Below are 14,103 nucleotides of genomic sequence, written 5' to 3'. Positions count from 1 at the left end.
GTATGATTTATAGCCAAAGATACAGACAAATATTTAATCTGAAAGCATAAAAAAAGCTTCCCAAATGAGAAGCTTCCTTATATTACATAGGTCAGTTTTAACTCTGAAGTAACTGATAAACCTGATTAGCAATTTCATATTCTTCATCAGTTGGTACCACCAAAACTTTTGCTCTTGAATTTGGGGTATTGATCTCTCTAATTTCTTTAGAGCGAATCTGATTCTTTTCATCATCCAGTTCAATTCCGAAATAATCCATATCGGTACAAACCAGTTTACGTATATAAGAGGAGTTCTCACCGATTCCAGCGGTAAACACAATCGCATCCAACCCGTTTAAAGCTGCTGCATACGAACCAATCGTTTTTTTGATTCGGTAGGCATTCATTTGCAATGCGAGTATACAATCCTTATTTCCTTTTTCGGCTTCTGCTTCAATATCGCGCAAATCACTGTAACCCGTAAGCCCAAGCATACCACTTTGTTTCAGTAAAATCGAATTTACCTCATCGGCCGTATACCCAAGATTTTTAACCATATAAAAAATAACCGATTGATCAATATCTCCGGCACGTGTCCCCATTATAAGACCGTTTGAAGGAGAGAATCCCATGGTATGATCGATGCTCTTTCCGTCTTTAATGGCGGTCATACTGCACCCATTTCCAAGGTGAATGGTGATTATTTTCGCGTTTTTTTCTAATTGACCAATCGCTTTTTCAGAAACATATTTGTGACTGGTTCCGTGAAAACCATAAACGCGTACTTTATGTTCTGTTAAAAGGTAATTTGGGATGGCATATTTATAAGCCAACTCAGGCATTGTTTGATGAAAAGCGGTATCAAAAACCGCAATTTGCTCTGCTGAACTAAAAATCTCTTCAGCAACATTAATTCCTTCTAAATTAGCAGGATTATGCAGTGGCGCCAATTCAAAAAGTTCTTTGATTTTTAATTTCACCTTTTCGTCAATCTTTACAGTATCACTAAAAGCACTTCCTCCATGTACCACGCGATGACCTACTGCTCCAATTTCGGAAGTCGATTTAATCACTCCTTTTTCGGCATCTAAAAGCATATTGGCTACTTTTTGCAAGCCTACTTTATGATTGGCGATCGGAAATGTTTCTTCGATTGTATTGGTTGCTGTTTTAAAGATCACATTTGAAGTTTCTAATCCAATTCTGTCAATCATACCGGTACAAATTACTTCGTTGGTAGGCATGACCATTAATTGATATTTGATTGATGAACTTCCTGAGTTTATTATTAGTATTTTCATTTTTTTTAAGTTGCTAAGAGGCTAAGGCTCTATTTTTTTGTTTCAAGTTTCAAGTTTCAGGTTTAAGGTTTAAGATTATATAACTTAACGATTGAAACTATTATTTTTTTTACGCTGATAAAACGGATTTGCTATCGTGAAGACGCTGATAAAACGTTTTTTTTGAGTACCTCATACTGTAAGACGTATAATTAATAATTAACAAATTAATTAAAGTCCTTGTGCCTGAATGGCCGTAATTACAACCGTATTGATGATGTCATCAACGGTACAACCACGGCTTAAATCGTTTACCGGTTTGTTCAAGCCTTGCAACATTGGACCGATAGCCAGAGCTCCGGTTTCACGCTGCACTGCCTTATAGGTATTGTTTCCTGTATTTAAATCAGGAAAAATTAGAACACTCGCCTGCCCCGCTACTTCTGAATCCGGCATTTTGCTTTTTCCAACAGCGCGATCTACTGCGGCATCATACTGAATTGGTCCTTCAATTTTTAGATCGGGACGTTTTTGCTTTACAATTTCGGTTGCTGCCCTTACTTTATCAACCTCATCTCCTTTTCCGGATGCTCCTGATGAATAAGAAAGCATTGCGATTTTAGGCTCAATTCCGAAAGCTGAACTTGATTCTGCCGACGAAATCGCAATTTCCGCTAATTGTTCCGCTGTTGGATTTGGATTGATGGCACAGTCTCCAAAAACCGAAACTCTGTCTTCTAAACACATAAAAAACACAGACGAAACTACCGATGAATTAGGTTTGGTTTTAATGAATTGCAAAGCCGGTAAAATGGTGTGTTGCGTAGTATGTGCAGCACCTGAAACCATTCCGTCAGCATGTCCTTTATATACCATCATAGTCCCGAAATACGAAACGTCTTCCATTAAATCTCTTGCCATAGTAATACTTACATTCTTGGCTTTTCGGAGTTCATAATAGGTGTTCGCATAGTCCTCGTAAAGTTCCGACTCTATTGGATTGATGACGGTAATTTTTGAAAAATCCAGTGTAATTCCCAGTTCATTAACTTTACTTTCAATCTGTTTTTTATCTCCGATAATGGTAATATCAACCACATCCATAGCGAGTAACCTTGAGGCTGCAATGATGATTCTCTCATCATTTCCTTCGGGCAAAACGATGTGTTTTCGATGCTGTCTGGCTCTTTTTACCATGTTGTACTGAAACATCTTAGGTGTCATTCCTTCTGCTTCAAAAGTGATCAATCTTTCAGACAGATCGTCCATGGCAACATACTTTTCGAACGTACTGATCGAGGTTTCTATTTTATTAGTATTATTTGCGTAAATCTCTGATCTGATAGACCCAATCTTATTGGTGATACCATAAGTCCCACCATCAACGGCAATAATTGGTACAATGGCCGAAAGTCCTTCAATAAGTTTGAGAATACTTTCTTCCGGAACAATATTTCCTGTTAGGATAATTCCGGATATTGTTGGATAATTGGCCGACTCATTGGCTTGCAAGGCTCCTAAAATAATATCTGAACGGTCTCCTGGCGTAATCACCAATGCATTATCATGTAAATGAACCAGATAGTTGTGCAATTGCATTGCTCCAACGCTAAAATGTCCAATTTCATTGTTTAAGTAAGCACCTCCAAACAATACTTTAGCATCAAGCTGATTGACTATTTCCTGCATCGTTGGATTGTTCAAACTTGAAATCAGCGGGATGGTGTTGATGAGTACATTTGCCGGTAAACTTTTTTGCAATCCCTGCGTCACCAATTCGATGTTTTCGGGCTGTACTTTATTAGCAATGACAGATAATACCTCAACTTCTTTTACTTTAAAGGAATCATAAACCAAATACAGACTGTCTACTAATTCTTCCAGAGTTTTACCTACTCCCGATCCGATAATAATGGTAGGAATCCCAAGGTTTTTGGCGATTAAAACATTCAAATCCAGTTCGATTGAAGTTCCTTCTCCGGTAAAACTTGTTCCTTCTACCAAAACAAAATCAAAACGCTCTTCAAGTTTTTTATATTTTTCAATAATGAGATCCAGAACCTCTCCTATTTTTCCTTTATTTTTCTTCTTGATTAATTTGCTTTTGGTGATCGCAAAGGCATCTTCAAATTTAATATCAAGATTAAAATGAGACAGCACTGTCTCGATGTGATTGTCTAACTCTCCATCAACAAAATCCTCAACTATGGGCCTAAAATAACCCACTTTAGCCGTTTTACCAATCAAGATACTCATCAAACCAAGTGTTACAATTGATTTTCCACTATTCTGATCGCTTGTGGCTATATATATTGCTTTACTCATAATTTATGTTTTAAACTAAACAAATGTCGTATATAATCGTATTTTAAACAGAGAAATAAACGTTAAAACCAGCGTCTTTTTTTGAAATAAATAATCAAACCTATCACCAATGCAAACATGGCTCCCATCACAATAAAATAACCGTTTCTCTCTTTCAATTCGGGCATATATTCAAAATTCATTCCATATACCCCAACTATAAAGGTAAGTGGAATAAATATGGCCGAAATAATGGTCAGGGTTTTCATAATCTCGTTCATTTTTCGGCTCTGTTCCGAAAAATAAAAATTGGAAGCACTTTCTAAAGAACTCATATCAGACTCAATCTGCTCCAGAAGTTCTAAACTTTTTTGATGCAGTCGAATAAAAAAATTAAATGTTTCTTTTTGTATTAGACCATTATTTTCATCATCATCTTTAATGGTTTTCAAATAATAAAGTGAATCCCGAAGGGGAACAATAGAGCGTTTTAAAAAATTAAAGTTATCACGATGATTTTCAATTCTTTCCAAAATAATTGGATCTGCTCCTTTTTTGGTTAAATCGATAAGCTCTTCAATATTATCTTCTTCATCTTCGATCGTAATGTAAAAGTTTTCCATTACAGCATCAAGCAATAAATAAAGCAGATAATCTACCTTCTTGGATCTTACGATTCCGGCATGAGTACGCAACCGTTCGCGTATATGTGTAAAGAAGTCACTTCTTTTTTCCTGAAAAGAAATCAAAATTCCGTCTTTTAAAATAAAACTGAGCTGTTCTACCTTAAGGCCATCTGAATACTCTGAAGGCAACAACGATTTTATATTGAAAAACAAAACATCTTTTTGTTCCTCTAGTTTCGTTCTTTTGGTGGTATTTAAAATATCAGCCAGCAAAAAATCGTCTACTTTAAAATGATCTCCTATTGTTTTTATAAGACTGATGTCATTTAATCCGTGAATATTCAGCCAATTATTTTTAGTATAATCAAAGCAGGAATTTATGGCCAAAACCGTAAACTTCTCATATTCGACAATATCAGCATCATTATAAACAAAAAGCTGCATTTCTGTTTCATGATCTTTATGTGTGCCTGTATACTCCAGACTGGTATGCTGCAACTTTCTGCCTTTCTTGTATTTTATTTTTCTCATTCAAAAATGATTTACATAGTAATATTACAAAAAAGTTTCCGAACAAGAAATGACAATTGTCATTTTGTAACTGTCATCGCTGTAGAGACGCACTGTGACGCTTTTCTCTTATAAAGTTTTTTTAAAACTATCTCATAAAAAAACAGATAATCGCGAAACACATTACCTTAACATAAACCAAAAAAAAACCGAGTCATTTCTGACCCGGTTTTCATTATTGTTTAAAGAAGAATTATTTTACTTCTTCGAATTCAACGTCTTCAACATTGTCTCCTTGCGATTGCTCTTGTTGTGGAGCTGCTTGTTGACCTTGTTCACCTTGAGCATACATAGCTTCTGTAGCTGTTTTCCAAGCTGCATTGATGTTGTCAAGAGCTGTTTGAATAGCTGGAATGTCTTGAGATTGGTGAGCCATTCTCAATTCAGTTAAAGCGTACTCTACAGCAACTTTGTGGTCGTCAGCTAATTTGCTTCCTAACTCTTTCAATTGACTTTCTGTTTGGAAAATCATGCTGTCAGCTTCGTTTAATTTCTCAGCTCTTTCTTTAGCTATTTTATCAGCATCAGCGTTAGCTTCAGCATCTTTTTTCATTTTTTCAATTTCTTCAGCTGTTAATCCAGAAGAAGCTTCGATACGGATATCGTGAGATTTTCCTGTTCCTTTATCAGTTGCAGAAACTTTGATGATACCATTTGCATCAATATCAAAAGTAACCTCGATTTGAGGAACTCCTCTTGGTGCTGGTGGAATACCATCTAAGTGGAAACGACCGATAGTTTTGTTATCAGCAGCCATAGCTCTTTCTCCTTGTAATACGTGAATTTCAACAGATGGTTGAGAATCAGCAGCAGTAGAGAATACTTGAGATTTTTTAGTTGGAATAGTTGTGTTAGACTCGATTAATTTAGTCAATACACCACCCATAGTTTCGATACCTAAAGATAAAGGTGTAACGTCAAGTAACAATACATCTTTTACATCTCCAGATAAAACTCCACCTTGAATAGCTGCACCAATAGCAACAACCTCATCAGGATTAACTCCTTTAGATGCTTTTTTACCAAAGAATTTCTCCACTTCGTCAGCGATTCTTGGCATACGAGTAGAACCTCCAACAAGGATAACTTCGTCGATATCAGATGTAGATAAACCTGCATCTTTTAACGCTTTAGCAACTGGCTCCATAGAACGTTTAACTAATGAATCAGTTAATTGTTCAAATTTAGCTCTAGATAATTTTTTAACTAAGTGTTTTGGTCCTGAAGCCGTAGCTGTAACGTATGGCAAGTTGATTTCAGTTTCTGAAGAAGAAGACAATTCAATTTTTGCTTTCTCTGCAGCTTCTTTCAAACGTTGCAATGACATTGGATCCAAACGTAAATCAATACCTTCTTCAGCTAAAAATTCATTAGCCAACCAGTCAATGATTTCGTGGTCAAAATCATCACCACCTAAGTGAGTATCACCATTTGTAGACAATACTTCAAATACACCGTCTCCTAATTCAAGAACAGAGATATCAAAAGTACCTCCACCTAAATCGTAAACAGCAATTTTTTGATCAGTTCCTTTTTTATCTAATCCGTAAGCAAGTGCAGCAGCAGTTGGCTCATTGATGATACGCATAACTTTAAGACCTGCAATTTCACCAGCTTCTTTAGTAGCTTGACGTTGTGCATCGTTAAAGTAAGCAGGAACAGTAATAACTGCTTCAGTTACAGTTTGACCTAAATAGTCTTCAGCAGTTTTTTTCATTTTTTGAAGAGTCATTGCAGACAATTCCTGAGCAGTATATAAACGACCATCAATATCCACACGTGGAGTATTGTTGTCACCTTTTACTACTTTGTAAGAAACTCTTTTTGCTTCGCTTGTAGTCTCAGCAAAAGTGTGTCCCATAAAACGTTTAATAGAAGCAATCGTTTTTGTAGGATTCGTTACTGCTTGTCTTTTTGCAGGATCACCTACTTTAATTTCTCCACCTTCAACAAAAGCGATAATAGAAGGAGTAGTTCTTTTTCCTTCTGCATTAGGGATAACAACTGCTTCGTTACCTTCCATTACAGAAACACAAGAGTTCGTCGTACCTAAGTCAATTCCGATTATTTTACCCATTTTTTATATATTTAATTTTTGATATACTAATTTAATAACTCAGGTGGCATAAGTCAATCTTTATGCCAATATAAAAAACCAAATAAAATTGTCAGTTTTACTGTCGACACATTTAAAACTATCTGACAACATGACATTTTTAAAACCTGACATACGTGGCATATCAGTGCTTTACATGTCATTATTAGGAGCTATTTCCTGCTATCCATTACAATCTTTTATGGCGAACCCCGCCACAAAAGGATTTCCATTTCTATCAGGGCTAATGCAATCGATTTCATAAAAAGGTTTTTATATAAAAGTTCTTCTAATAACTTCCCCTGAAAATTTATACATTAGCATTTAGCTAAAAAAACTTACTATAATTTAACCTAAAATAAAAACACCAAATCTTAAATAGGCATTTCACAATTAAACAAATGATAGAAAAACTAAGACAAAATATTAATGATTATCAAATGAGAAAAATCACAAGGGAAGAATTAATTAAAAAACTTCCTTTTTCTAAAGAATCTCAATATCATGAGGGGCGAAAAATAGCAGAAAATATAATAGCTTCCAAAAATAGTAATGATGTTAATTTTTGTATTTGGTTACTTTGGATTTTGGAAGAAAATGATGAACACATCGACTTATTTCACAAATTACTATTAGAGCCTTGGCATACAGAATATAATGATATTATTCACGATCTGCAAAGAAGAGAACATCCATCCAGCGTTCCTGTGATTAAGATTGCAATACAACAAAAGTATGATTCCCTGGAAGCTTATAGCACTGGAACAGGACAATTTATCAATCAGTGCGGGCATGCTTTAAAAAGTATTGGAACTAAAGAAGCTATTGATACCATAAAAGATTTAGCCGAAAATTCAGAAGATCCTATTATTAAAGTAGAAATGATTTATCGCCTTAGTAAAATTTTTCCAACAAATGGCCTTCCAGAAAATGAAGATATCCCAAGATGGTATGACTTCGACTAATAAAAATCAACTATAATATCATTTAGTAAAAAATGGAAAACTATACCATCGTCCTCTTTATTCTCACAATTGTCATAGGGCTTTCTGCATTTGCCGATAAAGCAAAACTCCCCTATCCTATATTGTTGGTGATCGTTGGAATTGCTATTGGTTTCATTCCGTCAATGACTGAGATCGAAATTAATCCTGCGATTATATTTCTGATTTTTCTCCCCCCTTTATTGTATGATGCTTCATTTAACATTTCTCCGAAGCATTTCAGAACAAATCTAAGCACTATAAGCACTTTAGCAATACCATTGGTTTTTCTCACTACCTTTTGGATCGCCGTAGTCTCACATTATATGATTCCCGGCATGACCTGGCCACTGTCTTTTGTACTGGGAGCAATACTTTCGGCTACTGATGCTGTTGCCGCAGTAAACATAACGAAAGGCCTTGGAATACCCGAAAAAACAATCACTATACTTGAAGGAGAAAGCCTTATCAATGATGCCTCTGCACTGGTTGCTTATCGATTTGCAGTGGCGACCGCTATGGGCTCTGCATTTATCATCTGGAAAGCAACTCTTCAATTTGTAATCTTATTAGGAGGAGGTTTTTTAGTGGGTTTTGTTATGGGCAAAATTCTAGCTTTCATTTTGACCAAAGTCCGTAAAAACACAAATGTCACCGTAAGTTTTATGCTCCTGATGCCTTTTGTTACTTATCTAGTTGCGGAACATTTACATGTTTCGGGAGTTATAGCAGTAGTATTTTTAGGTCTGGCTATTGCCCGTTTTAGCAAGAAAATATTCCCGGAGAGTCTCAGAAACAATTCTAAAAGTCTCTGGGATGTCATTATTTTTATCTTAAACGGATTAATTTTCATCTTAATCGGACTTAATTTTCGATATATCCTAAAAGATATCGACGACAATATGATTTTACCTTACATTGGTTATGCCGCTATCATAACTATCGTTGCATTATTAACCCGAATGGTAAGGGTCTTTTTTCAAAAAATTAATCTGCAGAAAGCCTTTCAGAAAAATGACCGAAAAAGACGAAAAATTAGCGAACATGCCTTGTTAGATTCCAAAAACAGTTTTATAATCAGCTGGTCCGGAATGCGTGGTATCGTTTCTCTGGCCATAGCCTTAGGATTACCTAAATTTCTGGAAGATGGAACTCCTTTTCCAGAGCGAAATGCAATACTATTCATCTCTGTTGCTGTGGTGCTTTTAACCATAGTCGGGCAAGGACTTACACTTCCGTGGATCGTTAAAAAACTAGGTGTTCAGGAAGAAAAATAAACCGCATCAGAAATTTTAATTATATTCGTTTAAACTAATTATCAGCTTCTTAACCGAATATAATTAAAATTTCAACTTATGAAAAATACCATTGCCATCTATGGCGCTTACGGGCATACTGGAAAATTTATTGTTGCTGAACTTTACAGACTAGGCTACCCACTTATCCTTTCCGGAAGAGACTACGAAAAACTGACTCTTTTACATCAATATTACCCGGAAACCATTCTAAAAGCAGCAGATATCCACGATTCAGAATCATTAGACACCGCATTTTCCAAAGCAAAAATAGTCATCAACTGTGCCGGTCCGTTCTTAGACACTGCCGATCCCATTATTCAATCGGCTTTGCGATTGGGCATTCATTATATTGATTTAACAGCCGAACAAAAATCGGTCTTGGACATATTCGAACAATTTTCCGATTCGGCAAAACTAGCCGAAATTCTGGTTATTCCTGCCGCTGCTTTTTATGGAGGACTAGGAGATTTATTAAGTACCGCAATTACTCAGGATTGGGATCATATTGATGAAATAAACCTCTACATCGGTCTGGATTCCTGGCATCCAACAAAAGGAACTAGACTAACAGGAGACCGAAATCATTACACCAGACTGACCTTAAAAAACGATCAACTACAAGACCTTCAGCCCGCCACACCTTTTAAATGGAACTTTAAGAATCCTATTGGAATTAAAGAAGTTGTCGCATTACCCCTTTCAGAAATCATCACCATTTCGCGTCATTTAAAAGTCAGTACGATTAATACCTATCTAAGTCAAAATTCACTGGACGATCTTCGAAATACTGCCACACCAGAACCAAAACCGACCAATCACAAAAACAGGTCGTCACAGCATTTTTGTCTGGAAGTTACAGCAACAAAAGAAAACATCAAAAGAACAATTATCGCTCAGGGTCAAGACATTTATGCCGTTACCGCGCCGCTTGTTGTAGAAACAGTTAACAGAATACTGTCCGGAAAAGCAAAAAAAACAGGAGTCACCACCATTGGAGAAGTATTTGATACCGCAGATTTTCTTAAATCTTTAAAAGAAGATGACATTACAATCTCTACGATTGAAGAATCGAAATTAAATTAAAACACTTCGGTTTTTAATAGCAATAGTTCTTCTTTACCACAAATCGTTTGGTTTTTTATTCGTAATTTCGATTTTCTAAAAAAGATTGATTTTCTAAAGAAATTAACGTTCTTCTATCAATCTCATTCAATTAAAATACAATTACAAAATGGCTTCATTTATTAAAGAAATCTCTTTTCGCTGGTCAGATCTTGACCCTAATTTTCACGTTCGTCACAGTGCTTATTACGATTTTGGCGCACAGCATCGTATTGAAATCCTTGAAGAGCTGGGTTTAACTTTAAGAGTAATGCAAACACAGGGGTTTGGACCCGTTTTGTTTAGAGAAGAATGTATTTTCAGAAAAGAGTTAAAACTTTCTGATAAGATCTTCATTCATACCAAAACTTCAAAAATGAAAGCTGATGCCTCACGCTGGTCAATCATTCATGAATTTAGAAGAGAAGACGATACCCTTTGTGCCGTTATTACAGTGGATGGAGCCTGGATGGATACGAAACTTCGTAAATTAGCCTCTCCAACTCCCGAAATCGCTATTGAAGCTTTGAGTATTTTCCCAAAAAGTGATGACTTTATTGGACTTTAAAACGAAATCCTATTGGTTATAAATTACAAAAATCCAAAAAGCAAATTTTAACAAAAATCGTTTTTTGGATTTTTTTCAAACTTAAGAGCTATGACTGATTACTTAAAAGACTTTAGAATAGGTGTTTTTATTGCCATTATAGCAATTACCACTATAATCCTTAGTGCCATTACCGACAAAGTACTTCGTTATGTACTGTATCGAAAACAGGCCGATAAAGATTATGATGCTACAGGATTTAAGTTTTTAAAACACCTGATTATTACTGTAATTTATATCTTAGGATTTGCCTTTGCTTTAATACAAATCCCCGAATTTAAAATAATCGGTCATTCTGTTCTGGCCGGAGCCGGAGTAATCTCTATTGTTGCGGGTTTGGCTTCTCAACAAGCTTTAAGCAATATAGTGAGCGGAATCTTTCTGGTCATTTTCAAACCTTTTCGCATCAACGATAAAATCACTATCAACAATTTTGTGGGCACAGTCGAAGATATCAATCTGAGACAAGTCGTCTTAAAAGATGCTGAAAACAACCGAATTATCATTCCTAATTCAGTTATTAGCGCTCAGATTATTGTCAACACCAACATGCACGACACCAAATGTTGTAAGATCATCGAAGTCGGTATTGGTTATCAATCTGATATCGAAAAAGCCTTAGAAATCATGCAGGAAGAAATTGCTAAACATCCACTTTTTATAGATACCCGAACTGCTGAAAACAAAAAACAAAAAGTACCTTTGGTTGTCGCCCGAGTAGTAGCACTGGCAGATTCAAGCGTAACTCTAAAGGCATGGGCCTGGGCAAAAAATTCTACAGACGGTTTTGTCCTCTATTGCGATCTACTGCAAAGCATAAAAAAACGTTTTGACGAAGTCGGAATTGACATTCCTTACCCACAGCAGGTAGTAACACTGAAAAGGTAATTTATTCTCCTGATCATTTTATATTGCAATTCCGAGTTTATTTATTGAAATTTGAGTCCAAAATTTACTTTATCAAAAGTAGTACTGCAGGAAATCGCAAAACGTCCCACATTTACAGTTCCGAAAATCCCTTCTTCTCCATGACCGGAATAAAATCCTCCTGCCGAGAAACGAGCATTCTGATACTTTAAGGCAATATCATTAACCCTGCTGTTTAACTGTCCAAAAACAATGAGGTTGGGAATAATCTCATAGCTTCCAAAAATTTTAGGGGCCAGTTTATTATAATAATCAAACCCCTCATCAGTGCCATTATTCATACTGGAAGAATGCAAATTTGCCAGGCTTCCTCCAACGAAAGTATTCTCGCTAAAATGCCAGGATACACTAAAGCCTGTAAAGGTTCCGTCATATCCGCTTCGGGATTCTACATAACCCGCAGAGATTGTTGCCCGAAACTTATCACACATTTTACCAATATACCCCGTGTAGGTCCGGTCTAATTCCGTTTTATTAACACCTGCTCCAAAAATAATATCATCTTCACACAGGGTAAGCGCATACTGAAAATAAGCAGAATACTGATCTTTGTTGGCTGAAACCACACTTCGCCCCTTGTCCAGATCAATATTTGGTGAGATAACGGTAGAATTTATGACCGCAAAATCAAATGTGTTCATTTCCTGTGCAAATACAGGAGAAGTAATCAGAAACAAAAGTAGTATTCTTTTCATGATGTCAAATTTAGGAGCAACATTCTTTTACTAAATTACTGACAAAATGATACACTAAAAAAGAAATCCTTTAAAGTGATAAAATACTCGTTAAAATACAATATTTCAAAAACATATGAAAATTCTGTCTCCGGTTCTTCTATTATTTATTACATTTTCAATTCAATTTTAAATTCTTAAATTGTATTTTTGAATCAATAACCCAAAATAACCAAACCAGTTGTTAACCACTTTTTTTTATAAGTCTTCAAAAAAGAAAACAAAGATCATTTAGTACACAACTCGGGAAATACCTGAAAATTTATTATAATTATTCTTTTTAATTTAACATCATTTAAAACTAAAATATATGTTTACAATAGAACAAATCAAAGAAGCACACGCCAAAGTACAGAGCGGTGCCGACTTTCCAAATTACATTCAGGATCTAATCATTCTGGGGGTAAAAGGTTACGACACTTTTGTACATGACGGACACGTCGAATACTTTGGTGTAAACAATTACAATGTAACGTCTGATGAAAAATATGACGAAATAAAAGTAGAATCCTTTCCTAACAAAGAACGTTTTATTGAGTTTCTAGTAATGCATCAGGACGGTCAAACCGATTATCTTACTTTTTGCAATCACGCTGCCCAATGTGGAATAGCAAAATGGAGAGTTGATATTATAGAAATGACCTGTACTTATTTTGATAAAGATGATAACGAAATTCTCATCGAAAAAATCCCAGGCTAATTTTTAATCAAACCAATTCATAAGGGTAAATAACAACCGTTTATTTACCCAATTCTAACCTATTTAACTGTGAAAAAAATATTCACTTCATTCATTTTTATCCTTTTATTTGCCTGTAACTCAAAACAGAAACAACAGGATAGTACGATAACCAAAACAAAAGAAGAAATATCAACCGAAAAAATTATAGCTAAAAACAGTAAGCCAGATACTGTTAATTATCAAATTTCTATCTATGATAATCCTAAAGCTGTAGATCAGATAATGAATCATAAAGAAAGTTTAAAACAACTTTCAGAAAAAAACATTTTTTTAGACATCCATACCAAACTGCTTCAAAAACTACCCGAAGAACAACAGTCTTTTTTTCAGAAAAATCCAGATTACGAATTACTTTCACTGGCAGAAGGAAGTCTGTTTGAGGAAAACAGCAATGACTTTGCTTTTATCGTTTATGACAAAAAAAAGGTCAAAATATCGATTGTAGTCTATAACGCAACTACTTCTAAATACGCTCTGATATTTCAAGATATAAAAGTTGTAAATGGAATAAAAGACGGAGATTGCAATAGCTCTTCTTTTGGGACTTTTGATTATCAGTTTGCTCTTGATTTTTTTATTTACAATCAAGACTATCTTGAAAAAAGTACTGCGTCTTATTTAGAATACCCAAATCTTAAAATTACTGATATATCAAAAGACAAAGATTTTGTATTAAATAAGGGATGTTTTTCAAAAAAAGTTTTAAAAACAAATTTAGCCCATACGCTTTGCATTGCGACAAGTTCTGTTTATAGCAATTGGGATTGCTTGCGATATGATAAAACAAACAATACTTTTTTAATTTTTTATACGCAGGCCTTCGCTGACTAAATATCCTGCTTTTGTAATGAGAAT

Annotated in this window: 12 protein-coding genes; 7 read left to right on the top strand and 5 right to left on the bottom strand. The window is 35.2% G+C overall.

Annotation, left to right across the window (positions count from 1 at the left end; translation table 11 throughout):
- Positions 1–97 precede the first annotated feature (97 nt).
- The 4 genes from OGZ34_RS13510 to dnaK form a co-directional block, all read right to left on the bottom strand.
- Positions 98–1,282, bottom strand: a complete 1,185-nt coding sequence (locus OGZ34_RS13510; RefSeq protein WP_263360527.1) for an acetate/propionate family kinase — start codon at positions 1,280–1,282, stop codon at positions 98–100.
- Positions 1,283–1,492: 210 nt separating this feature from the next.
- Complete coding sequence (gene pta, locus OGZ34_RS13505) at positions 1,493–3,586, bottom strand: phosphate acetyltransferase (protein WP_263360526.1); 2,094 nt, start codon at positions 3,584–3,586, stop codon at positions 1,493–1,495.
- A gap of 62 nt (positions 3,587–3,648) precedes the next feature.
- Positions 3,649–4,722, bottom strand: coding sequence for a magnesium/cobalt transporter CorA (corA, locus tag OGZ34_RS13500; RefSeq protein ID WP_263360525.1), 1,074 nt, complete (start codon positions 4,720–4,722; stop codon positions 3,649–3,651).
- A gap of 232 nt (positions 4,723–4,954) precedes the next feature.
- Positions 4,955–6,838, bottom strand: a complete 1,884-nt coding sequence (dnaK, locus tag OGZ34_RS13495; RefSeq protein WP_173966835.1) for a molecular chaperone DnaK — start codon at positions 6,836–6,838, stop codon at positions 4,955–4,957.
- Between the two features lie 419 nt (positions 6,839–7,257).
- On the opposite strand from dnaK, the gene OGZ34_RS13490 reads away from it, so the two are divergent.
- The 5 genes from OGZ34_RS13490 to OGZ34_RS13470 all read left to right on the top strand — a co-directional run bounded on the left by OGZ34_RS13490 (position 7,258) and on the right by OGZ34_RS13470 (position 11,733).
- Positions 7,258–7,821 (top strand): hypothetical protein, encoded by a 564-nt coding sequence (locus OGZ34_RS13490; RefSeq protein WP_263360524.1) that lies wholly within the window; start codon positions 7,258–7,260, stop codon positions 7,819–7,821.
- A 32-nt stretch (positions 7,822–7,853) separates the two neighbouring features.
- The gene (locus OGZ34_RS13485; protein ID WP_263360523.1) at positions 7,854–9,116 is read left to right on the top strand and encodes a Na+/H+ antiporter; all 1,263 of its coding nucleotides are present in this window, start codon (positions 7,854–7,856) and stop codon (positions 9,114–9,116) included.
- A gap of 78 nt (positions 9,117–9,194) precedes the next feature.
- Positions 9,195–10,220, top strand: a complete 1,026-nt coding sequence (locus OGZ34_RS13480; protein ID WP_263360522.1) for a saccharopine dehydrogenase family protein — start codon at positions 9,195–9,197, stop codon at positions 10,218–10,220.
- 148 nt (positions 10,221–10,368) lie between these two features.
- Positions 10,369–10,806, top strand: a complete 438-nt coding sequence (locus tag OGZ34_RS13475) for an acyl-CoA thioesterase (RefSeq protein ID WP_173966831.1) — start codon at positions 10,369–10,371, stop codon at positions 10,804–10,806.
- 90 nt (positions 10,807–10,896) lie between these two features.
- Positions 10,897–11,733 carry a mechanosensitive ion channel family protein gene (locus tag OGZ34_RS13470; protein WP_173966830.1) on the top strand — a complete coding sequence of 279 codons (837 nt, stop codon included), beginning with the start codon at positions 10,897–10,899 and terminating at the stop codon, positions 11,731–11,733.
- Between the two features lie 41 nt (positions 11,734–11,774).
- On the opposite strand, the gene OGZ34_RS13465 is transcribed toward OGZ34_RS13470, so the two are convergent.
- Positions 11,775–12,467, bottom strand: coding sequence for a hypothetical protein (locus OGZ34_RS13465; RefSeq protein ID WP_263360521.1), 693 nt, complete (start codon positions 12,465–12,467; stop codon positions 11,775–11,777).
- A 349-nt stretch (positions 12,468–12,816) separates the two neighbouring features.
- Between OGZ34_RS13465 and OGZ34_RS13460 the strand changes: the two genes are divergently transcribed.
- Both OGZ34_RS13460 and OGZ34_RS13455 read left to right on the top strand, forming a co-directional pair.
- Complete coding sequence (locus tag OGZ34_RS13460) at positions 12,817–13,206, top strand: DUF1398 domain-containing protein (RefSeq protein ID WP_173966828.1); 390 nt, start codon at positions 12,817–12,819, stop codon at positions 13,204–13,206.
- Positions 13,207–13,275: 69 nt separating this feature from the next.
- Positions 13,276–14,079: a hypothetical protein gene (locus OGZ34_RS13455; protein ID WP_263360520.1), complete on the top strand. Its 804-nt coding sequence runs from the start codon at positions 13,276–13,278 to the stop codon at positions 14,077–14,079.
- The last annotated feature ends 24 nt before the right edge of the window (positions 14,080–14,103 follow it).

The organism is Flavobacterium collinsii (assembly GCF_946903285.1).
GTDB classification, from domain to species: domain Bacteria; phylum Bacteroidota; class Bacteroidia; order Flavobacteriales; family Flavobacteriaceae; genus Flavobacterium; species Flavobacterium collinsii.
The sequence above is the reverse complement of the archived record's forward strand: the minus strand, read 5'-3'. Positions and strand labels throughout refer to the sequence as shown.

What these genes read in the sequence shown, in the direction of transcription:
- OGZ34_RS13475 (WP_173966831.1), top strand. Translation starts at nt 10,369, where the DNA reads ATGGCTTCATTTATTAAAGAAATCTCTTTTCGCTGGTCAGATCTTGAC.
- OGZ34_RS13490 (WP_263360524.1), top strand. Translation starts at nt 7,258, where the DNA reads ATGATAGAAAAACTAAGACAAAATATTAATGATTATCAAATGAGAAAA.
- OGZ34_RS13460 (WP_173966828.1), top strand. Translation starts at nt 12,817, where the DNA reads ATGTTTACAATAGAACAAATCAAAGAAGCACACGCCAAAGTACAGAGC.
- corA (WP_263360525.1), bottom strand. Translation starts at nt 4,722, where the DNA reads ATGAGAAAAATAAAATACAAGAAAGGCAGAAAGTTGCAGCATACCAGT.
- OGZ34_RS13480 (WP_263360522.1), top strand. Translation starts at nt 9,195, where the DNA reads ATGAAAAATACCATTGCCATCTATGGCGCTTACGGGCATACTGGAAAA.
- OGZ34_RS13510 (WP_263360527.1), bottom strand. Translation starts at nt 1,282, where the DNA reads ATGAAAATACTAATAATAAACTCAGGAAGTTCATCAATCAAATATCAA.
- OGZ34_RS13470 (WP_173966830.1), top strand. Translation starts at nt 10,897, where the DNA reads ATGACTGATTACTTAAAAGACTTTAGAATAGGTGTTTTTATTGCCATT.
- OGZ34_RS13485 (WP_263360523.1), top strand. Translation starts at nt 7,854, where the DNA reads ATGGAAAACTATACCATCGTCCTCTTTATTCTCACAATTGTCATAGGG.
- OGZ34_RS13465 (WP_263360521.1), bottom strand. Translation starts at nt 12,467, where the DNA reads ATGAAAAGAATACTACTTTTGTTTCTGATTACTTCTCCTGTATTTGCA.
- dnaK (WP_173966835.1), bottom strand. Translation starts at nt 6,838, where the DNA reads ATGGGTAAAATAATCGGAATTGACTTAGGTACGACGAACTCTTGTGTT.
- pta (WP_263360526.1), bottom strand. Translation starts at nt 3,586, where the DNA reads ATGAGTAAAGCAATATATATAGCCACAAGCGATCAGAATAGTGGAAAA.